The following is a 20,389-nucleotide window of genomic DNA, read 5'->3' on the forward strand; positions in this document are numbered from 1 at the left end:
GTCAGCGGACGTGCTCCCGGAGGATCGCCGCGAATTCTTCCGGCCGCTCGATGTGCGGGCTGTGCCCGGCACCGTCGAACGTGATCTCCCGGTATTCGCCGCCGGCAGCCGCGTAGCGGTCCAGCACCTCCCGCGTCTGGCTCACCATCGGCTGCGGAGGCGCGTCCCGCTCGCCCGGCCAGCCGGGCACCACGCCGAGTTTCCCCAGGTACGCGAGATCGAAGGCGGACGTGTCCGACACGATCACGTCCTTGTCGCCGCGTACCCAGGCGATCGGGGGCTTGGCGGGCAGAGCCACCAGTTCGTCGGCGACGTTGTGGTGCCCGGGGTCCATCGCGTTCGCCACGCCCCTGGTTCCGGCCCGTACGCCCGGCCACCCGTCGGCGGGCACCGCGTCGCCCGGATAGTTGTCCTCGCCGACCGCCGTCGACAGCACCGTGTCGAGCAACGCCTCCTCGTCATCGCCGAGGGACGCCGGGTCGGCCACATAGCACGTACGCAACACCGCCCGGGGGCTGGTCGGGGCGTCGCCGGACCGGTCGCCGGCCGCCAGCGCGGCGACGAAGGCGGGGTTCACCGCGCCCGCCCCGCCCGCGCCGAACCCGTACGGCGACAGCGGCGACTCCAGGACGAGCGCCTTGACCCGCTCGGGGTGATCGATCAGAAGCTGAGTGGCGATGCCGCCGCCCATCGAGTGGCCCACCACCACCGCAGGGCCCATGCCGAGCGCGTCGAGCAGCGCCGCCAGATCGTCGGAGAAGTCGCGGAGTCCCCGGGTGGCGTCGACTGGGGCGGTCTCGGTGTCGCCGTAGCCGCGCAGATCCGGGGCGACGATCCGCCACTCCTCCGGAAGATGACGCAACAGCGGCGCCCAGTACGCCGCCGAAGAGCAGTTGCCGTGCACCAACAGGACGGGCGGGCCGTCGAGCGGGCCGCGTACCAGGAGGTTCTGCTCGATGCCGTGGGCGGAGACCAACATGTCAGCCATGCTCGCCCCCGGCCGGCGTCGTTAACAGTGGCTCGACCCGCCACTCCGGTGGCGGCCTAGATGTGGGCTCGCCCCACCCCGTCCTTGTGGATCTAGGCGAGAAAGGGTTGCCAGGGCCGCCATTTCGCGCCTAGATCCACAAGCGTTTGGGTGATCTTGAATGGAAAACGTCGCTCCAGCGACGGAAGCCCTTCAAGATCGCCCAAACGAAACCGGGCTAAGCGAAGAAGTCGCGCAAAACAGCCGCGACCACTGCGGGCTTGCCGCGCTGAGAAGCGTTCCCGGAAGCGCCATGATCGAGCCCGTCCAGCTGGACGTGCCGAGCCGACGGCAGCACCCGGGCCAGCGAGGCGACCGACTCCCGCAGGTACGCCGGACTCCGCGTCCCGTTCAGCAGGAGCACGTCGGCGGTGCTCCCGGCGTACTGGTCGAACGGGCCGCTGGCCTCGGCGGACAGGGTGAAGTCGTAATGCAGCAACGGCCCCAGTTCGCCCATCGGCACATAGCCGTCGACACCCGTCCGGCGAGCGTCCGCACGAACGCCCACCGCGGTGAGCCGGCGCAGCACCGGTCGCGGCAGACGCCGCAGGAACGCCGGCCCCATCTCGGCGAAAAGCATGCCCGTCACGAGCGCGTCGAGGACGTCACCCGCCGCCAACGCGGCATCCAGCTGGGCCAATGCCGCCGCCGGCCGGGTGGACGAGGCGAACAGCGGCGGCTCGAAGATCGCCGCCTTCTTGATGAATGAGGCAGCCTGCAGGGTGAGGATCGCACCGGAACTGACGCCGAAGACGTTCTGCGCCCCCGTCGCCGACAGCACCGCGCGGACGTCCTGCACCTCCGGCAACGAACCGTACGCGCCGCTCAGCCCCCGGCCCCGCCGGTCGAGCAGGTGCACGGTGAACCGGTCGCTCAACGCCTCGGCCAGCTCCCGGTGGCTGACCGCCGATTCCATCGCGCCATGCAGGATGAGCAGCCCCGGGCCGGTGCCCACGGAGTACCAGCCGAGCGTCGCGCCGTCGGGCGCGGTGGTCGTGCGCGTGATCATGATTGTCCTCCAGAAACCGCCGCTGACCAGGCGGAGTGCCACTCGGCGATCTTGCCGAGGAGGTCACGGACGAAGCGGATCTCGGTGTCGAGCAGGGCGAGGCGGTACTCCTCCTCGACGAGGAACAGCGGATGCACATCCCGCGCGAGCGCCTCGTCGATCTCCCGGCGCGACGAAACGTGATGCGCCGTCAGCCGGTCAAGCCGCGTACGCAGCAACGCGGCGACCTCGTCCGGCGGCAGCGCGCCGATCAACGACAGCGCCGTCACGAAGCGCGGGTACTCGTGCTCCGGCTCGGCGACCAGCTCCCGCAGCCAGTCGCGCAGCTCCCGCCGACCGGCGTCGGTCATCGCATACACGGTGCGTTCGGGGCGCAGCCCCGCCCGGCCGGTCTCCACCGGCGCCACGAAACCGGCCTTCTCCAGCTGCTGAAACACCATGTAGAGCGAGCCGTGGGTGAACTTGATGCTCCGGTCGTCGCCGTGCGCGCGCAGCGTCCGCCCCAGGTCGTAGGGATGCGTCGGACCCTGCGTCAGGTAGGACAGCACCGCCAGCGCCAGCAGGTTGCCGACCTTCCGCCTCTTCGCCATGAACCTATTATTCAGTCCTGACTAATCAGAGTCAACTAATCGATTGTGATACCGATCCCCGGGGAAAGGGGACGAGATGACCGAAGATGTCGCGATCCCTCTGCCCACCGGACAGGGCGAGGTGGCCGCCACCCTCACCGTCCCGGACGACCCCCGGGGCCTGGTCGTGTTCGCGCACGGCAGCGGCAGCTCCCGGCACAGCCCGCGCAATCGCCAGGTCGCGGACCTGCTCCAGGACCGCGGCCACGCCACGCTGCTCCTCGACCTGCTCACCGTGGCGGAGGAGATCGAGGAGCGGTCCCGCTTCGACATCCCGTTGCTGGCCGCGAGGCTCCAGACCGCTTGCCTATGGGTACGCGAAGAGCCCGCACTGGCGTCCGTGCGGCTGGGCCTGTTCGGGGCCAGCACCGGGGCGGCCGCCGCTCTGATCACGGCGGCGGAACCCGGGATGGAGGTGGCCGCCGTGGTCTCCCGGGGCGGGCGGCCCGACCTGGCCGGGCCCTACCTGCCGCTCGTGCCGTCGCCGACGCTGCTCATCGTGGGCGGCGACGATCCGCAGGTGCTCGACCTCAACCGGCAGGCGGCCGGGCTGCTACCGCAGTCGCGACTGGCGATCGTGCCCGGCGCGACGCACCTGTTCGAGGAGCCCGGCGCGCTGCATCAGGTCGCCGAGCTGGCCGCCGACTGGTTCGACCGGCACCTCTAGGGGCGGTGGAACTCGGCGACCCAGCGGCGTACGGGTGGGTCCTCGTCGTCCAGCACCTCGTCGACGGCGGACGCGACCAGGCCGCCCGTCGCGAAGGCGGCGACCTCCGCCCGGGTCAGCGGCCAGGGCATCTGGCCGGGGTCGCCGTCGTCGTCGCGGGCGCGGGCCAGGACGAGCAGTGTGCCGCCCGGCCCGGTGAGGGCGGCGCTGTTCACGATCGCCATACGCCGAGCCTCGCCGAGCAGCACCTGCACGGTGTAGACCTCGAGCACGAAGTCGAACGCGCCGAGCCAGTCCGGCGGCAGGTCGAGCAGATCCGCGACTTGATAGTCCACCCTGGACGACGGGAATCGGCGGCGGGCCGCCGCGACGGCGGTCGGGGCCACGTCGAAGGCGACCACGTCATAGCCCAGCCCAGCGAGGAACTCCGCGTCGTCGCCCAGCCCGCAGCCGATGACGACCGCACGGCCCGTCGCCGTCGCCCGACCGGCCGCCCAGCGGACCAGCAGCGGGTTCGGCTCCAGGTCGGCCCACGGCACGACGGCGTCGCCGTGCTCGGCGGCGGCGTACAGCGTCTCGAACCAGGCGGTCGGCTCTCCGGCGGCCACCGATTCGGCGGCCAACCGGCGGGCGGTGCTGCGGTCGGTCATGATCGCCAGATTAGCCGCCGACGTGGATGCCCGGACGCTGGGCCGGATCGGACTCCAGCCCACGGATGATCTCGCGGACCACCGGCGGGGTGTCGCCCCGGCCCAGGATGAGGTACCGGAACAAGTGCGCCAGCGGAGCGCCCTCCGACCATTCGAAATAGCAGTGCGGGCGTACGCCGGTCTGATCGCGCAGGGCCAGCAGGATCGCCGCGATCGCGTTGGGCGCGGCCGGGCTCTGCGCCCGCAGGATCCGGTGGCCGCCGATCTCGACGCCGTGCACCCGCAGGACGTCGCTGAACTTCGACGGATCCACGATGTCGATCTCCAGGAAGAGCACGTCGGCCCGGCCCGGCACCGGGTTCATCCCCCGCTGTTCGGACTCCTTCACGTCGTACTCCGCGGGGTCGCCTTCCTGGCGGCGGTTGGCGATCAGGTTCAGCGCTCCGTCGTGCTCCAGCGACTCGGTGACGAATCGCCGGGCGCGGTCGTCGAACTCGATGCGGTCCGCCCGCAACTCCGTCGTCCGGCTCACCCGCGAGATCAGGGACACGGCGATGATTCCGGCGATGAACAGGGCGGAGATGGCGATGCCGTCCGGCTTCTGGCGGATGTTCTCGCCCAACGCGTACAAGAGGATGAGCGTGAGGACCGCGAAGCCGCCGGCGGCCCACTTCTGCCGGTAGCGCACGGCCGAGATGGTGACCGCGACCGCGCCCGAGACCATCATGGCCAGGATGCCGGTGGCGTACGCGCCGGCCTGCGCGTTGACGTCCGCGCCGAACGCGATGGTGATGACCACGGAGATGACGGTGTAGACCATGACCACCGGGCGGACCGCGCGCCCCCACTCCGGCGCCATCCCGTAGGAGGGCAGGTAGCGCGGCACGATGTTGATGAGCCCGGCCATGGCCGAGGCCCCGGCGAACCACAGGATGAGGATCGTGGAGATGTCGTAGACGGTCCCGAAGCCCTCGCCGAGATACTCGTGTGCCAAGTACGCGAGCGCGCGGCCGTTGGCCTCCCCGCCCGGCTGGAACTGCTCCGCCGGGATGAGGATGGTGGTCACGAGGCTGGTCGCGATCAGATAGACCGACATGATCAGCGCGGCCGTCGTGAGCAGCTTGCGAGTGTTCTTGATCCGCGACCGCAGACGGGCCTTGGGGTCCTCGCCGGTGGCGGCGATCAGCGGCATCATGCTGACGCCCGTCTCGAACCCGGACAGGCCCAGCACCAGCAACGGGAACGCGATCACGGCGGGGCCGATCACACCGGTCCAGCCGCCCTGGCCGGAGGTGAGCGCGTCGGTCCAGTTCGCCCAGGCGCCGCCGGTCGTGAAGATCTCGGCGAACCCGACGACGACCACGACCGCGTTCAGCCCCAGGAAGACGGCCACGAGCGGGATGGCCACCCCGACCGCCTCGCTGAACCCGAGCAGGAACACGCCACCGAGGATGAGCAGCAGGACCACCGTGATCAGGACGGCGTGGCCGTGCAGGAAACTCGGCGCGTGCGGGTTCTCCAGCAGGTGGACCGAGGCGTCGGCGGCCGACAACGTGATGGTGACGATCCATGACGTGGCCACGAACCCGAGCAGCACCAGGACGAACACCTTGCCACGCCAGAACGGGAGCAGGTCCTCCAGCATCGCCACCGAGCCCTGCCCGTGCGGGCTCTCCTTGGCCACCCGCCGATACATGGGCAGCATGCCGAGCAGCGTCAGCGCCACGATCAGCAAGGTCGCCAGCGGAGACAGCGCACCCGCGGCGAGCGCGGCGATGGCGGGCAGATAGGCCAACGTGGAGAAGTAATCGACGCCGGTCAGGCACATGACCTTCCACCACGGCTGTGGTTCGGCGTGACCCTCCTGCGCCTCCGGCCCGACGACGCCCTGCACCCGGTGCTGCAACAGCCATCGGCCCAGCGGACCGGGCGGGCCGGAGCGGGGACCGGGCGTATCGACGACCGCGGGGACGGCGTACTGCGGCTTGCCGGGCCCGCCGGTGGGCTCGGTCGTGGGCTGGCTCTTCTGCTTGGTCTCGCGCGGCACCCGATCACGATAGGGGGTTTGACCAAATCGCTGTGGGGAACGTTGGCGTTATGCGACATCGATCCACCTTCGCGCAGTTCGCCGACGAGAGCGGCGTCCTGCTGATCGTCGCGATCCTGGTCGCCGGGCTCGCCGCCGTACGCCTGCCCGCCGCACATCCGGGCAGGTCAACGGGTACGTACCTGATCGCCGGGCTGATCACGCTAGCCGTCTTCGGGCTGTGCGCGGCGGCGCATGAGCTTGCTCACGCCATTGCTCCGTCTGCCGCGTCGGCATCGTCTTCCGCGTCGGCGTCTTCGCCGTCAGCGTCTTCGCGGTCGGCATCGTCTTCGGGGTCTTTGGGGGCGGCGTCTTCGCTGTCTTCGCCGTCGGCGTCTTCAGGGTCGGCGTCGGCGGAGTTGGTGGCGGCGGCGGCCAGGCCGCTCGCGAGCCTCGGGCTCGGCGGGCTGTGCGGCGTCGCGACGGCGGCGCTGGCCCTGTCCGGCGCGGGCGGTCTGACCGTGTCGGTGGCCGCCTACATCGGCTTGGCCAATCTCGTGCTGGCCGCCGGAACGCTGCTCCCCGGGGCGTCGTCGGACGGCGGCCGGCTGCTGCGGGCCTGGATCTGGCGCACGACCGGCGACCCTCGCCGGGCGACGCGGGGTGCGGCGCGGACCGGCCGCGCGATCGGATTCGCCCTCATCCTAGGCGGCGGCGTCGTCCTCGTCGCCGGAGCTGCGGTCGCGGGCATCTGGCTCGCCTTGACCGGCTGGTTCGTCGCCGCCCAACTGTGATCCCGCGATCTTGTCGCGCCTCGCCGCGAACCGGGTCGACGTGACAGAATCAGGCGCATGTCCAAAGTCACCTGCGTCGAGTGTGGGCATACCGAGCACGGCGACAGCTCCTACTGCATGAATCCGACGTGTGGCGAGCTATTGCCGACCGCGGTGCGTACGCAGTCGCAAGTGGACATCATCGACACGTCGGCTGTGGACTCACCGGTTGCCGAGTCGCCGGAGCCGCCGGTCGACCGGGCCGCCGAGCCGGCGTCCGTTGTGGATGATCCGGCTCCGCCCGTGGTGGATGAGCCGGCCGCCTCGATCGAGCAGCCGCCGGTCGCCGCTCCCCCACCGCCCCCGCACCGCCCCGTACGCCGCAAGTCCGCGGTCGCGGCCGTCTCCAGCGCCCGCCGCTGGCTGCTGGGGTTGGGCGCGGCGGTCATCCTCTTCGCGCTCGCCGTCGCGTTCAGCCGGGGCACCACGCGGCCGACCCCCGAGGTCTCCCCCGAGGCACTGCCCCGGGCATCGGAGGTCGCGGCGATGGCGCCCCAGGTGACCTCCGTCAAAGACGAGCGGGTCGCGGTGACCCTGGCCATCACCGACCACAGCGAGGGCAAGGCGGCCTTCTACGTCGTGGGCGGTCCGGTCGGCGGTGAACCGACCACATTGGCCGATGGGCAGAAGGGCGCGGCCACGATCCGTGTCAACGCCCTCAATCCCGAGGTCGAGTACTGTTTCGTCGTCGTCGCGGTGTTGTCCGTCGACGAGTTCGCCCCGTCCGCGCAGGTGTGCACGAACCGATTCGGAACGAAGAACTCATGAGTGAAACGCTGCACGTCTCGCCGGACCTGCCGGGTGCGTACCCTCGGGTCCAGGACGCCCTGTCGATGGCGCGGCCGGGTGATCAGATCGTCGTCAGCCCCGGTGAATACGCCGAGAACATCCGGCTCGACAATCGGACCGTCCTGATCAGCGCGGCCGAGCCGGGCACCGTGACCCTGTACGCCGCCGATCCACTGTGGCCGGTCATCGAGGCCCGGGGCAGCCTGATCGAGCTGCGGCACCTGCGAATCGTCGGCGCGGAGGGCGCCGCGGTGGCAGCGACGCAGACGGAGCTGAAGATCCTCGACTGCGAGATGTCGGCTGCCTCCGGCACGGGTGTGCACCTCGGCTCCGGTTGCCAGTTCGAGCTGGATCGGTGTCGCGTCGTCGGCGCGCAGTTGGGCGTACAGCTCGACGGGTGCGCCGGGACGATGACGAACTGCACGATCTCGGAGATCGTCTCGGACGGCATCCTGATCCGCTCGGCCGATCCGGTGCTGCGCAACTGTGTGGTCAGCGACGCCGGTTACCGCGGCGTCTACATCTACGACTACTCCCGGCCCACCCTGGAGAACTGCGGCGTCTCGCGTACGGGCGACATCGGCATCGCCGTCGCCCAGCAGAGCAACCCGATCATGCGCCGCTGTCGGATCACCGAGACGGGCGGCGTCGGGATCAGCATCGCCGCCGGCTGCGGCGGGCAGATCTCCGGGTGTGTCGCCGAGCAGACCGCCGCGCCGGGCATTCTGATCGCCCCGGGCAGCACGGTCGAGGTCGTCGAGGCCGGTCGGCCGCCGGCGGCGAAGATCGAGCCCGTCGCGGCGGCCGGCCGACAGGACGTGGCCCGCTCCGAAGACCTGCTCGCTCAGCTGGACGCGCTGGTCGGGCTGCCCGGCGTCAAGGCCGAGGTGCACGGGATCATCGACGAACTTCAGGTCAACGAGTGGCGGCGCAGCGGCGGGCTGTCGGTCGCGCAGTCGACCAACCACCTGATCTTCGCCGGATCGCCGGGCACCGGTAAGACGACGGTCGCCCGGATCTACGGCCAGTTGCTGGCGGCCCTCGGCATCCTGCCCCGGGGTGACTTCGTCGAGGTGTCCCGGCGCGACCTCGTCGGGCAATACCTCGGGCACACCGCCGAGAAGACGTCGGCCGCGTTCGAGAAGGCTCTCGGCGGGGTGCTGTTCATCGACGAGGCGTACACCTTGTCGCGTACCTTCGGGTCGGGTGGCGACTTCGGCCAGGAGGCGATCGACACCCTGGTCAAGCTGATGGAGGACCACCGGCACGAGATCGCCGTGATCGCCGCCGGATACACCGGCGAGATGAACGACTTCCTCGACGCCAACCCCGGTCTGGCCTCCCGGTTCAACAAGACGATCGTCTTCGAGGACTATGAGGCGGACGAGCTGGTCGCCATCCTCAACACGATGGCCGAGGCCAACGAGTACACGCTGGACCCACAACTGCTCGCCGCGATCGGCGGTTACTTCTCCGCACTGACCCGCGACCGCAACTTCGGCAACGCCCGGGAGGCACGCAAGCTGTTCGACGGGATGCGCAAGGCGCAGGCCCAGCGGCTGCGGCAGTTGCGGCGGGTGCCGACCGCCGAGGAACTCCAGTTGCTCGTCTTCGACGACCTCGCGACCGTGCTGGCTTAGCCTTCGCCCGTCCTTTCCGGGTCGGCGCCCGCGCTCCGTTCGTGAACGCGGGCGCTGACCGGTGTCAGGCGGTTCGGTAGACGTGGGTGGCCGGTTCTTGCTCGGTCACCTCGGGCGCGGGCGGCTGCGTCCAGCCGACGGTCTCGGACGCGACGACCTTCGGCTTGTCGGCGTTGGCGTCCTTGCCCCGCCCCGTGAGCGCCGCCGGGCCGTTGCCGACTCCGGGGTCGACCAGCTTGGGGCCACCCCGGCGGACCGGACGCGGGCCGCCGCCTCCGCCACCGCCGCCGGCACCACCACCCATGCCGCCCATCGGCGGCAGGAAGGGAGTGGACTCGGCCGGCGTACCCGTGCCGCCGTTGATCGGCGTGTTGGTGGTCGGCGTCGGGCCTGGATCGATGGGCTCGATGGGAGTGACGGGAGTGTTCTTGCCGCCGCCTCCGCCGCCGCCACCGTTGGGGCCGGCCGTGTTCCGGCCGTCGAGGGAGACCGGCGAACTGGGGTTGTTCCAGGGATTGTCGTCCCACCAGTTCGGCCGGGCCGAGGACCCCGGATTCGTGCCGTTGCCGTTGCCCGGCGTGATCGGAATCGTGGTGCCCGGCTTGCCGCCACCTGTGTTCGGGGTCGTCGTACCGCCAGTCGTGGGGATGGTGGGGATCGTGGGAACGACTACGCCGGTACCAGTGCCGGGGGTCGTCGTCCCGGAACCGGGAAGGGTCGGAATCGTCGGCGCGGTCACTCCGCCCACCGGGGAGTTGCCAGGGGTCGAGCCAGGAGTGGTGCCCGGAGTCGTCCCTGGAGTATTCGTCCCAGGGGTGTCCGTGGGCTTCGTGTTGTTGGTGTTGCCGTTCGTGTTCGGGTTCGGATCTTGGGTGTTCGCCCCGTGTGTCTTCCCACCCTTGTTGTTGCCTGGCTTGTTCTTGTTGTCGCCGGGCTTGTTCTTGTTGTCTCCTGGCTTGTTCTTCTTGTCGTCCGGCAAGCCGCCGCGCGGCCAGGGCACGCTGCGTTCCTGGAACCCGTTCTTCGGCTTCTGCTGCGCGTTCGGGCCGGCTCCGGGGTTGGCCCCAGGGCCGGTCGGCTTCTTCGTCTCCGGCCTCGGCTTGTGCGGCTTCAGCACCGCCTCCAGCATCAGTCCTTGATACGGCTGGGGCAGCGGTCGCCACGACGAGTTCGCGACGATCCCCTCGCTCATCTCCCGGCCGATCTGCCGAAGCCGTTTGGCGAACTCGTTCTCGCGATCCTGTGCCTTGTCGCGGTACTTGTCCATGAGCTCTTGCGGGCTCTTCCCCATCCAGGAGCCGTTCAGCTGGGCGTACTCGATGTGCTTGTTCCACATCTCCGTCAGGGCGTCGATGTCGTTGCGGTAGTCGGTCAGCGCCTGCTCGGCCGACTCTCGGGCCGTCCTGATGGAGTGAGCCGCCCTGCCCAGCATCTGCGTCAGATTCTGTAGCTTGACGCTCCACTCCGACATCGAGGCGGCCGCCTCGTCCGACGCGCCGTCGAACGCCTTCGCGGCGTCTCCGGCCCAGATCTTCGGCCTGGTCACCAGGCCGACGCGATCCTGGAGCCGGGACGAGTAGGTCAGCAGATGTGTGCCGATCACCCCGAACCCGGTGGCCAGGTTGGTCAACGGCTCGTCCTTGACGCCCCAGATGGTCCACAGCACCTGCGGGTACTCGATGTGGTCCCAATCGCTGGCAGCCGGCGGATCGGTGGTCGGCAGGGTGCTCCGGCCGGCGACATCCGGCTCTGCCTTCACCACGATCACCGTGCTGACGTAGTAGCCCGGATGGTCGAAGCCGACTCCCGTCTTCTCCAGAATCGACTGGTCGACCTTGTCGAACTCCTTCTGCCCGTAGACCTCGTTGTTGCCGTACTCGGCCGCCGCGACCTCGACCATCTTGCGATGCGACGCCAGGCCGTCGCGTACGACGTTCAGGTATCCGACGACACCGGCTCTGGGATTGCCCAGGTACGCCCGCGCGGTCTGGACGAGATACGTGACCTCCGGAAGATTGGCGCCACCCATCGACGGATCGTGAATCTGATCGACATATTCCGTGATCTTGCTGTTCGTCCCATATCGAACATGCTTGCCACTGCCGTCGAGGATGTCGCCGGAGTCGTCCCCGAACTGCTTTTCCAGCTTGGCGAAATCGTGCGTCCACTCCAGCATCTCGCCGCCGTGGACGTGCACCTCGTCGGCCATAGCGACCTCCTACTCAGGACACCGAACTCCGTCGGATGAACACGGTATGCCGATCCGTCGATCAGGCCGAGCCGAGGACACGGACGACCGGCTGTTCGGCCTCCGGCTGGGACGGTGCCGCCCACGCGTCGGCTTCGGTCGACACGACCTGCGGCCTGCCCGCGGTCTGGTCGCTGCCACGGCCGCTCAGCGCTGCCGGGCCGTTGCCGACCCCGGGATCCAGCAGCTTGGGACCACCCCTGCGAACCGGGCGAGGCCCGCCACCACCTCCACCACCGCCGGCGCCACCCGTCGGGGGCATCATCGGCGGAAGGTAGGGCTGGGATTCCCCAGCAGCATTCGTGGCGTTCGATGCGATCGGCGACGCCACCGGTGGGGCGGAGGTGCCGCCGGCACCCGGCGGGATCGGGGTGACCGGCGTACCGCCCCCGCCTCCCCCACCGCCACCGGGGTTGGCGGAGTTCCGGCCGTCCAGCGACACCGGAGAACTCGGGTTGTCCCAGGGATTGTCATCCCACCAGTCCGGCCGGTTACCGTTGGCGGACGGGTTCGCGGTACCGGCTCCCGGCGTGATCGGCACCGTAACGCCCGGCTTGCCGCCACCGCCGCCGCCAGAGTTCGGCGTCGACCCGCTCCCGGTGCCGGGCACCGTCGGTGGCGTGATGCCGCCGCCCCCGCCATCGCCGTTGGTGGAACCGTTGCCGGTCCCCGGGGTCGTCGGGATGGTGGGAATCGTGGGCACGACGACCCCGCCCGTGTTGCCGGTGCCGCCGTTGTTCGAGCCACCGCTGATGGTCGGAATCGACGGCGGCGTGACCCCGCCAGTGGTCCCGTTGTTCGTGTTCCCGTTGCCGGTGGTCCCGTTGTTCGGGGTGCCGTTATTCGCCCCACCGGTATTGGGCAGTCCGTTGGTGCCGGGGAGTCCACCGAAGTTCGTGTCTCGCTGGACGCCGACGTCCAGGTCCTTCGGAATGTTGTTGTTGTGCTTCTTGGGGTCCTTCGCAGCGGCGGCCGCCGCTGCGGCGAGGGCCGCCGCGAGCGCGTTCGCGATTTCGTTCGGATCGATCGGCGGCCCCGGCAGCCAGCCGTCGCCGGGTTCCCACTCGATTTTCGGCGGCTTCTGGTTGGTGTTCGGCGGTTTGACGCTGGGTCCGGCACCGGGTCCGGCGCCCGGTCCCGCGCCCGGTCCCGCGCCCGGCTTGCGCTTGTCCTGCGCCGGCTTGCGCGGCTTGAGCACTGCTTCCAGCATGATGCCCGAGTACGCCTGCGGCAGCGGTCGCCAGACCGAGTTCGCCATGACACCCTCACTCATGCCCCGGCCGATCTCCCGGAGCCGCTTCGTGAAATCGTGCTGAAGACGGTCCACAAAGTAGTGATAGCCGATGACCAGATCCTCGGCCGTGTACGTGTTGCCATCGTCGCCGTGCCAGACGCCGTACTGATTGGCCTGGGCGATCCGCGCGTTGTAGGTGGCCGTCAGGTTGTCGACGTCGGTGCGGAACTTCGTCAGTTCGCCCTCAGCCGTCTCCTGCGCGCTGCTGATCGCGTACGCGGCCCGGCCGAGGGTCTGCGCCAGGTTCTGGAGTTTCGCGCTCCAGTCGGCCATCGAGGCGACCGCCTTGTCCGACGCGAGCTCGAACGCCTTGGCGGCCTCGCCCGACCAGGTCTTCGGCTTGGTGACCAGCCCGACGTGATCCTGCAACCGCGACGAGTAGACCAGCAGATGCGTGCCGATCACCCCGAACCCGGTGGCGAGATGGGTCAGCGGCTCCGGGACCACGCTGAAGATCGTCCACAGCACCTGCGGATACTCGATGTGCTGCCAATCGCTGGCCGGCGGCGGATCAGCGGTCGGCAGCGTACTGCGCCCGGCGACGTCGTCCTCGGCCGCGACGCTGACCACTGTCTGCACGTACATCCCGGGATGCTGTAGCTCGACGCCGGTCTTCTGGAAGATCCGGTCGTCGATCTTGTCGAACTCCTTCTGCCCGTAGACCTCGTTGTTGCCGTACTCCGCCGCGGCCACCTCGACCATCTTCCGGTGCGAGGCCAGGCCGTCGGCGATCACGTTCAGGTAGCCGAGCACCCCCGCACCGGGGTTGCCGAGGTACGCCGTGGCCGTCTGCAGGAGGAAGGTCAGCTCGGGAAGATTGGCGCCACCGGTGTAGCCGCTCTTGGCCTGCAGGAGATAGTCGGCGAGCTTGTCGTTCGTCCCGAACCGGACGTGCTTGCCCGCACCGGAGACGATGTCGCCGGCGTCGTCACCGAAGCGCTTCTCGAACTTCGTGAAGTCCTGCACCCACTCCAGCATGTCGCCACCATGCACATGCACTTCGTCGGCCATGACACCCCCTCCCGTGACGCCTGAACGGTACTACGACAGCTGTCGATAGATGGGCCGAGCGGCGGGCATACCGACGCCGGTCTCGGGAGCCGGAGTGGCCGCCACTGGCTCCTCCGGGGCCAGCCAGGTACCCGCCTCGGTCGCCACCACCTGGGGCGCTTCCTTCTCGGTGTCCCGACCGCGGCCGCTCAACGCGCCGGGTCCCCGGCGGCCGAAGCCTGGCTCCACCACCCGTGGGCTGCCTCGGCGTACGGTGCGCGGGGCGCCGGATCCACCGCTGGGCGCGCCACCTCCACCGCCCATCATCGGCGGCATGAACGGCATCGACGCGTCGCTGGTCGCCACCGGGACGCCGCCGATCGCGGTGGTTCCACCGCCTCCGCTTCCCGGGCCCATCGAGGTCAGCGGCGACGGGTCAGCGTCCTCCAGCCCGCCGAGACGGCCGTCGAGCGACACCGGCGACGTCGGGCTGTCGGTCCAGGTGTTCCACCACGGTGGCGTTCCGTTGCTCGCGTCGTCGGTGCTCCGCGACACGGGCTTCACCACGCCCGGCACCGTCGGTACGACGACACCGGTACCGGCTCCGGGCGTACTCGGGACGGTCGGAGTCGTGGGGATCACGGGGACCGTCGGAGCGCCGACGGTGCCGTCGGTTCCGATTCCTGGTGTCGTCACGGTCGGCAGACCCGTGGTGAGACCGGGCGTGGTCGGGACCGTCGGGGCGGTGACGCCAGGCAGGTCGGCGGTGGGCAGGGCACCGGCCGGAATCACGGTGGCGAGCGGGGTGACCGGTAGCTGCGTCGGCTTCACCGGGTAGACGAGCGGCCGGCACATCTCGGGCGGATCATAGGGATCGGTCTTCGGGATCTTCGGCTTGACCGTGGTGTTCGGCGGCTTCGCCGGGCCCGCGCCCGGTCCGCCCCCGCCCGGACCTCCCCCGGGACCGCCGCCCGGCGCGGTCGGGCCGCCGGGTGTCACCACGGCGTCCAACATGAGTCCCTTGTACGGGTCGGGCGCGCCCCAGGTGACGTTCCCGAGCAGCCCCTCGCTCATGGCCCGGCCGATCTTCTGGATCTCCTCGGCCGCCTGCTGCAGCCGATGCTTCAGCGACTCTTGGCGAAGGTTCTCCAGCTGCGCCGCGGTAAGGCCGGAAGCGCTGTGCGTCGACCCTGGCGGTACGTACAACCCATACTTGTCGGCGAAGGCGACTGCCTCGTCGTAACCGTCGTTGATCGTCTTGACGTCGTCGTAGTAGTCGTCCGCCTGCAGTTTGGTGTTCTCGCGCGCCCAACGCACGACCGCGGCGGCCCGATAGACCATCTGCGCGAGCTTCTGCAGCTCAGAACTCCAGGTGTTCATCGAACCATGGGTGCTGTCGGCCACCCGCTCGAAGGCTTGGGCGGCCCGGCCTTCCCACATCCCGTTCGCGCCGACCAACGCCACCCGGTCCTGCAGCCGACCCGCGTACCGCAGCAGCGAGGTGCCGATCACGCCGAATCCGGTGGCCAGGTTGAACAGCGGCTCGTCCTGAACACTCAGGACGGTCTGCGCGACCTGCGGGAACGGTATGCCGGTCCAGTCACTGGCAGTGGCCGGGCGCGTCGCGGCAGGCGGGTGGACCTGACTGCGCACGGCGGCGTTGGACTCACCGGCGATCTTGATCGTGGCTTCGGAGTACGCGGGCGACTTCTCGAGCGTGATCCCGGCCTTCTCCAGGATCGTGTCGTCGATCTTGTCGAATTCCTTCTGCCCGTACACCTCGTTGTTGCCGTATTCGCCGGCGGCGGTCTCCACCATCGTCCGGTAGGACTTCAGGCCGTCGCCGACGACGCCGACATAGCCGAGGATGCCGGACGAGTCGTCACCGAGGTACGCCTTCATGGCGGCGACGTAGTAGGTGAACTCCGGCAGCTCCGACGCACCGTCTTGAAGTTGGACGATGCCGACGGCGTAGTCGCCGATCTTGCTGTTGGTCCCGAAGCTGACGTGTTCCCCGGCGCCGCCGACGATGTCGTCCGCCTCGTCCGTGAAGTCGGTCTCGACCTTCTGAAAGTCGTGGGCCCAGTCGCGCATGTCCTGGCCGTGCGTCTGCACATCGCCAGCCATCGTGCCCCTCTCTCAACAGTGCAGGCAGTCCGTCAGAGGGACGACTGGCCGCGACGGGGAGTCGGTGTGGACGTGCCCGTGTCCGGGCTGACCGCCGGGGTGGTCGTCTCGATCTCCGGGGTCTGGTCGGCGAGCCACGGATCGGTCATCTGCTCGATCTCGACGGTCGGCTCGGGAGCCCGGCGTTTCTTCGCCCGTCCGGAAAGGACGGACTTGCCAGCGGGGCCTTGCGAGTCCACCAGCCTGGGCCCGCCTCGGCGGGTTGCCCGGGGCGCGCCACCGCCGCCTCCGCCACCCATGCCGCCCATGCCGGCGCCGCCCATGGGGGGCATCATCGGCGGATACATCTGGGACTCGGCGTCGCCGCCACCCCCGCCGAGGGCCGAAGTCGTCAGTCCGCCGCCGTCGACGCCCGGCCGGATGGGGGTCACGGGGGAGGCGGTGAACGGGTCGCTGCCGAGCGACCCGCCGAGGCCGCCCCCGCCGAGGCCGTTGCGGCCGTCCAGGGAGACACCCGGGGTGATCGGGTCGGGCGTCCACGGCTGGTTGCCCCACGAACCACCACCGGGGGTCGTTCCCGTGCCGCCGCCCGGCAGGATCGGCACCGTGCCCGGAGTGCCGCCGTTGCCGGTGCCACCGTTGCCGGTGCCGCCGGGGCCAGTGCCCGTGCCGCCGGTTCCGGTGCCGGGGACGGTGGGCGGCGTGACGACGCCGCCGTTGCCCGTCCCACCGCCACCGGTCCCGGGCAGCGTCGGCACTGTGGGGATCGTCGGCGGCACTACGACGCCGCCGTTACCACCCGTGCCGCCGTTGGAGCCGGATCCACCGGTTCCGGTGCCGGGCACGGTCGGGATCGTCGGCGGCGTCACCGTGCCGGCGTCGGGGTCGGTGGTTCCGCCACCGGTGCCACCGGTGCCACCGTTCGTTCCACCGCCGGTCCCCGGCACAGTGGGAATGGTCGGCGGCGTCACCGTACCGGCATCGGGGTCGGTGGTTCCGTTGCCGTTGCCGTTGCCGTTGCCGTTGTTGCCGGTCCCGGGGTTCCCGCCACCTGGGTTCCCACCGCCGGGATTGGTCGGCACGGTCGGCGGGGTCACGGTGCCGTTGTTCGGGTTGGTGCCGTTGTTCACCGGCTGCCGGGCGTTGTTCTTGGGAGAAGTGGGCACCGTCGGCGCGTTCACCTGGGGCGCGCCGCCACCGCCGCCGCCCGCTCCACCGCCGCCACCACCACCGGCGCCGACGTTCGGAGCGCCGAGTTTCGGTTTGTTGCCGCCGGTCGGATCGACGGCCGGACCGCCGGCTTCGGACGCCAGCATCAGGCCCTCGTAGGGATCCGGGGTGTCCCACTTGGTGTTGTCGAGGAGGCCCTGGCTCATCTTCTCGCCGATCTTCGCGAGCGCCTCGTGGGTCTCCCTCCGCTCGTCATCGAAGTGGTCTGACAACGCCGCCTGGAACTCCGGAATCGTGAAACCCTGGTAGGTCTTGAAGGAATTCTTATTGGCGTTCCGGATCTTCTCGTTGTAGATGTCGGCCCAGGCGTTGACGGCTTTGTTGAACCGCGTTATCTCCTTGCCGGCCTCGTTGTTGGCCGTCCTGATCGCCCACGCGGCCCGGTCCAGCATGTCCTCGAGATCATGCAGCTTGGTGTTCCACTGCTCCATGTTCTTCACCGTCTTGGCGGACTGGTCGGCGTACACGTCGTGGGCGTCGCCGATCCACATCGCCTTGTCCCCGCCCTCCCCCAGCTGACTCACCCGGGACTTCAGCCGCTGGGCGTAGTCGTAGAAGGTGAGCCCGATCCAGCTGACGACGGTCCCGATGTGGAAGACCGGCTCGTCGTGCATGCTCAGGATCGTGTAGTACTGCTTGGTGTAGTCCATCGACCGCCAGTCGCTCGGCTTGCCGGGCGACGAGACCGAGGGCGGAAGGAAATGGGTTCGGCCGGCCGCTGCCGGAAGCCCGGTGACCGTCACGGTGTCCGGGGTGTACCCCGGCGCGTCGTCGATCTTGATGCCGAGCTTCTCGAAGATCTCCTTGTCTAGCTTGGACAACTCCTTGCGGCTGTATTCCTCGTGGTTGCCGTATTCCTTGGCCGCGATCTCGGCCGCCTTGCCGTAGGACTTGAACCCCGCCTCGACGACGTAGCGGTAGCCGATGATCCCCGAGTTCTTGTCCCCGATGTAGGACTTGACGGTCTCGATGAAGTAGGTGAACTCGGGCAGGATCTGGCCCGCCGCGGCGAGCCCGGGAACGAGAACCTGGTCCGCGTAGTCGCCGATCGGGTCGTCGGTGCCCATGCTGACGTGCTTGCCGCTGCCCTCGATCGCGTCGTCGGACTCGTCGACGAAGTCCTTGTTCACCTTGCCGAAGTCGGCCGCCCAGTCCTTGATGCCTCGCCCGTCGTTCTGGACCTTCTCACCCACGACGCTCCTCCGCCCGGTCGCGGCGCTGCCGGGAGGTGGATTCCCGGTGCGCCGAGGGCGACCGCGGGACCGAGCCCGATCCGGGCGCGACCACGTCGGGGTGCGGAACCGACGCCGTCTCGGGGCGCGGGAAGCCACCGCCTCGGGTGACCGTCCGGGACCGGATGACCGATCCGGGCACGCCGTCCTCCGTGACCGTCACCGTCGGCCCGGCGAAGGCTCGCGGCGACGCAGCCCACCGGCCGTCGAGGCGTACGCCGGGCGACGGCCACAGGCCGAGCGGCATCCCGGGCGGCAGGTCCTCGTCGCCGTGCGCGGCGATCGGCGTACGCGTGCCTCGGCCGGTGACCAGCCCGGACCGGTCGACGATCGGGGCCGGGCGCAGCTGCGTGTTCGGGCCGCCGATCAGCGGCGGGCCGGTCAGCCCGGAGCGACCGGCGAGCCCGGGCATGAGCGGCAGGGCGTCGCCGTCGTCGAGCCGGTGGAGCTGGTCCGGCTGTGATCGGCCGGGCTCGAACTGGCGTACCTGTTCGGTGGGAGCGCCGGGGAGCCTGGTGATCGGCGGTCCGCCTCGGCTCGTGCCCCGGCCGCCCAACGACGGCGTCAGTCCGCCACGGGAGCCGAGGATCGGCAGGCCGCCCACGCCGGTGGAACCGCCGCCGATGCCGGGCGGCAGGGTGGTCAGCGGCGGCCGGCCGCTCAGGACGGGCAGCCCGGCCGGCGGGCGTAGGACCGGTGCCGTGATCGGAAGGCCGCCGAGTCCGGGTGGTGTCACGCCGCCGACGCCGCCGTTGGGGCCGCCGCCCGGTGCACCGGGAACCGTCGGCGGGACCACCTGACCGGAACCGTTTCCGCCGTCGCCGGACGGACCCGTGCCGTCGCCGGGATCGGACGGATCGCCGTTGTCCGGCCCTGGCCCCGGGTTCGGCGGACCGGGCGGCGTCGGCACGGTCGGTCCGCCCGGCACGTCGGGCCCACCAGGAACGTTCGGGGCGTTGAGGGCGCCGCCACCCGGGTCGTCGAGGCCGCCGGTCGGCGGGTTCGGGTCGAGCCCCACCAGGCCGCGGTAGCGGTCGACCGGCTCCCAGGCGTCGCCACTGGTCGCCAGGTCCTCGCCGAGCTGCTTGGCGATGGCCCGCGCCGAGATCGTGGCGCCCATCCAGGCCTGGTTGATCTGCTTGAGGATGACGTCCTGCTTCTCCGGCGTGGTCGCCTCGGCCAGGTCGAGCTGACGATCGTCCAACGTGGTCTTCAGGTCGCCGGCGATCTGCTGGATCTTGGTCTTCGCGTTGGCCAGCCGGATCGCGGTGGTCTCATAGTTCGACGCGCGCTGGTCGGCGCTCGCCCGCCACCGCTTGGCGGAGGCGACGGTCTTGCCGACGTTGCCGTGAAACTCGGTGCCGCCTTCGCCGTACCAGTGCAGCCCCTTGACGTCTTCGCCGAATCGCCGCTGCGCGGTGTCGATCGCGTCGGCGATCCGCCGCCAGCCCGCCGCGACGTCGGTCACCGCGGTGACGTCGACGCCGAGGATGAGGGCCTTGATCTGGTCGAGGTTCAACGCGTCCCACCCGGTACGCGTATCGCCGGGGCGGGCGTAGCCGTAGTCCTTGGGCGCGGCCGGCGGCGCGGCCGGAACGGTGACGGTCTCGCCGTAGTCCGGGCCGGGCGCCTCACCGGCGACGAGGGCGTCCTCGATCTTCTGCAGCGCCTTCTTGCCCTGCTGCTCCACCCGCTCGTACCAGCCCGCGGCGAGGTCGGCGGCGTATCCGGTGCTGGACAGGCCGTCGCCGAAGTCGAGGCTGAACGACTTCAGGACTTTGAGGTCGGCCAGCGCGACCCGGCCGAACCGGGCCAGTTCGAGGAAGCCGGGCGGGTTGCCGATGTTCCGGGCCGCCGCTTCGATGTCGGGCAATTCCTCACCGGCGACGCCGGTGAATCCGAGGGCTGCGCGGCGGGCATCCCCGCTGAAGGCACGCAGACCCTCCAGTTCCGCCTGGAGAAGGTCACCGTCCCCCACGATCAACAGGATAACCGCCC

Annotated in this window: 14 protein-coding genes; 4 read left to right on the forward strand and 10 right to left on the reverse strand. The window is 70.1% G+C overall.

Features of this window, described 5'->3' with window-relative positions; all coding sequences use genetic code 11:
* Nucleotide 1: 1 nt before the first annotated feature.
* The 3 genes from AB0M47_RS14340 to AB0M47_RS14350 form a co-directional block, all read right to left on the reverse strand.
* Nucleotides 2-979 (reverse strand): alpha/beta hydrolase, encoded by a 978-nt coding sequence (locus AB0M47_RS14340; protein WP_363412858.1) that lies wholly within the window; start codon nt 977-979, stop codon nt 2-4.
* 226 nt (nt 980-1,205) lie between these two features.
* Entirely contained in the window at nt 1,206-2,036 is an 831-nt protein-coding gene (locus AB0M47_RS14345; RefSeq protein ID WP_363412860.1) for an alpha/beta hydrolase, read from the reverse strand.
* Nucleotides 2,033-2,626 (reverse strand): PadR family transcriptional regulator, encoded by a 594-nt coding sequence (locus AB0M47_RS14350; RefSeq protein ID WP_363412862.1) that lies wholly within the window; start codon nt 2,624-2,626, stop codon nt 2,033-2,035. Before AB0M47_RS14350 ends, AB0M47_RS14345 begins: the two co-directional genes overlap by 4 nt.
* Before the next feature lie 76 nt (nt 2,627-2,702).
* Between AB0M47_RS14350 and AB0M47_RS14355 the strand changes: the two genes are divergently transcribed.
* The gene (locus AB0M47_RS14355; protein WP_363412864.1) at nt 2,703-3,332 is read left to right on the forward strand and encodes a hydrolase; all 630 of its coding nucleotides are present in this window, start codon (nt 2,703-2,705) and stop codon (nt 3,330-3,332) included.
* Here AB0M47_RS14355 and AB0M47_RS14360 read toward each other — a convergent pair.
* Both AB0M47_RS14360 and AB0M47_RS14365 read right to left on the reverse strand, forming a co-directional pair.
* Nucleotides 3,329-3,982 (reverse strand): class I SAM-dependent methyltransferase, encoded by a 654-nt coding sequence (locus AB0M47_RS14360; protein WP_363412866.1) that lies wholly within the window; start codon nt 3,980-3,982, stop codon nt 3,329-3,331. The two genes, AB0M47_RS14355 and AB0M47_RS14360, sit on opposite strands and share 4 nt — an antisense overlap.
* Nucleotides 3,983-3,992: 10 nt before the next feature.
* Nucleotides 3,993-5,903: an amino acid permease gene (locus tag AB0M47_RS14365; protein WP_363412928.1), complete on the reverse strand. Its 1,911-nt coding sequence runs from the start codon at nt 5,901-5,903 to the stop codon at nt 3,993-3,995.
* A gap of 176 nt (nt 5,904-6,079) precedes the next feature.
* Here AB0M47_RS14365 and AB0M47_RS14370 point away from each other — a divergent pair, with 176 nt between their 5' ends.
* The 3 genes from AB0M47_RS14370 to AB0M47_RS14380 are packed head-to-tail and all read left to right on the forward strand — an operon-like array spanning nt 6,080 to nt 9,270.
* Nucleotides 6,080-6,802 carry a hypothetical protein gene (locus AB0M47_RS14370; RefSeq protein WP_363412868.1) on the forward strand — a complete coding sequence of 241 codons (723 nt, stop codon included), beginning with the start codon at nt 6,080-6,082 and terminating at the stop codon, nt 6,800-6,802.
* 57 nt (nt 6,803-6,859) lie between these two features.
* The gene (locus tag AB0M47_RS14375) at nt 6,860-7,609 is read left to right on the forward strand and encodes a hypothetical protein (RefSeq protein WP_363412870.1); all 750 of its coding nucleotides are present in this window, start codon (nt 6,860-6,862) and stop codon (nt 7,607-7,609) included.
* Nucleotides 7,606-9,270, forward strand: coding sequence for a right-handed parallel beta-helix repeat-containing protein (locus AB0M47_RS14380; protein ID WP_363412872.1), 1,665 nt, complete (start codon nt 7,606-7,608; stop codon nt 9,268-9,270). Before AB0M47_RS14375 ends, AB0M47_RS14380 begins: the two co-directional genes overlap by 4 nt.
* A gap of 64 nt (nt 9,271-9,334) precedes the next feature.
* Here AB0M47_RS14380 and AB0M47_RS14385 read toward each other — a convergent pair whose 3' ends face one another.
* The 5 genes from AB0M47_RS14385 to AB0M47_RS14405 all read right to left on the reverse strand — a co-directional run bounded on the left by AB0M47_RS14385 (nt 9,335) and on the right by AB0M47_RS14405 (nt 20,369).
* Nucleotides 9,335-11,479, reverse strand: a complete 2,145-nt coding sequence (locus AB0M47_RS14385; protein ID WP_363412874.1) for a hypothetical protein — start codon at nt 11,477-11,479, stop codon at nt 9,335-9,337.
* A gap of 61 nt (nt 11,480-11,540) precedes the next feature.
* On the reverse strand, nt 11,541-13,823 hold the full coding sequence (locus tag AB0M47_RS14390) for a hypothetical protein (protein WP_363412876.1): 2,283 nt from the start codon (nt 13,821-13,823) through the stop codon (nt 11,541-11,543).
* A 30-nt stretch (nt 13,824-13,853) separates the two neighbouring features.
* Nucleotides 13,854-15,929, reverse strand: a complete 2,076-nt coding sequence (locus AB0M47_RS14395; RefSeq protein ID WP_363412878.1) for a hypothetical protein — start codon at nt 15,927-15,929, stop codon at nt 13,854-13,856.
* Nucleotides 15,930-15,961: 32 nt separating this feature from the next.
* Nucleotides 15,962-18,352, reverse strand: a complete 2,391-nt coding sequence (locus AB0M47_RS14400) for a hypothetical protein (RefSeq protein WP_363412880.1) — start codon at nt 18,350-18,352, stop codon at nt 15,962-15,964.
* Nucleotides 18,345-20,369, reverse strand: a complete 2,025-nt coding sequence (locus tag AB0M47_RS14405) for a hypothetical protein (protein WP_363412882.1) — start codon at nt 20,367-20,369, stop codon at nt 18,345-18,347. Before AB0M47_RS14405 ends, AB0M47_RS14400 begins: the two co-directional genes overlap by 8 nt.
* Nucleotides 20,370-20,389: the final 20 nt, after the last annotated feature.

It is taken from the genome of Hamadaea sp. NPDC051192 (assembly GCF_040682475.1).
In the GTDB taxonomy this organism is placed as follows: domain Bacteria; phylum Actinomycetota; class Actinomycetes; order Mycobacteriales; family Micromonosporaceae; genus Hamadaea; species Hamadaea flava.

Coding starts and splice junctions, on each gene's coding strand:
- AB0M47_RS14345 (WP_363412860.1), bottom strand. CDS start 2,036: ATGATCACGCGCACGACCACCGCGCCCGACGGCGCGACGCTCGGCTGG.
- AB0M47_RS14375 (WP_363412870.1), top strand. CDS start 6,860: ATGTCCAAAGTCACCTGCGTCGAGTGTGGGCATACCGAGCACGGCGAC.
- AB0M47_RS14380 (WP_363412872.1), top strand. CDS start 7,606: ATGAGTGAAACGCTGCACGTCTCGCCGGACCTGCCGGGTGCGTACCCT.
- AB0M47_RS14385 (WP_363412874.1), bottom strand. CDS start 11,479: ATGGCCGACGAGGTGCACGTCCACGGCGGCGAGATGCTGGAGTGGACG.
- AB0M47_RS14350 (WP_363412862.1), bottom strand. CDS start 2,626: ATGGCGAAGAGGCGGAAGGTCGGCAACCTGCTGGCGCTGGCGGTGCTG.
- AB0M47_RS14355 (WP_363412864.1), top strand. CDS start 2,703: ATGACCGAAGATGTCGCGATCCCTCTGCCCACCGGACAGGGCGAGGTG.
- AB0M47_RS14370 (WP_363412868.1), top strand. CDS start 6,080: ATGCGACATCGATCCACCTTCGCGCAGTTCGCCGACGAGAGCGGCGTC.
- AB0M47_RS14395 (WP_363412878.1), bottom strand. CDS start 15,929: ATGGCTGGCGATGTGCAGACGCACGGCCAGGACATGCGCGACTGGGCC.
- AB0M47_RS14340 (WP_363412858.1), bottom strand. CDS start 979: ATGTTGGTCTCCGCCCACGGCATCGAGCAGAACCTCCTGGTACGCGGC.
- AB0M47_RS14390 (WP_363412876.1), bottom strand. CDS start 13,823: ATGGCCGACGAAGTGCATGTGCATGGTGGCGACATGCTGGAGTGGGTG.
- AB0M47_RS14360 (WP_363412866.1), bottom strand. CDS start 3,982: ATGACCGACCGCAGCACCGCCCGCCGGTTGGCCGCCGAATCGGTGGCC.